Source organism: Peribacillus sp. SIMBA_075, from assembly GCF_046534585.1.
On record NZ_JAWRYN010000361.1, the window covers coordinates 1 to 299 of the forward strand.

The 299-nt window shown below is 30.4% G+C and carries 1 pseudogene; it reads right to left on the reverse strand.

The features are described 5' to 3' along the window. Positions 1–299: pseudogene (locus tag SB775_RS28585) on the reverse strand (hypothetical protein); the annotation flags it as partial.

The following is a 299-nucleotide window of genomic DNA, read 5'->3' on the forward strand; positions in this document are numbered from 1 at the left end:
TGCGTGAGCATTAGCTTCCCAAACGATACCAATTGTATCGGTTGTATTCCAATAAGGACGTTTAGTCCACATTTGGTTTGAGAAAACTTTATAAACATAATCTGATCCTTTTGTTCCTTCATAAATAGCAAATAAATTAAATGTTAGTTCATCATTTATTACTGCTGATGGTGGATTCATACGTTGGATTTTACTGTCATTTTTAGAGGACTGATTTAAAAGTTTGTTTGCATCTTGTTGTTTAATATTTTGGATTTTTTCTTTGTTGTCATTGTTTATTATGTAGTTTTGTCCATCTA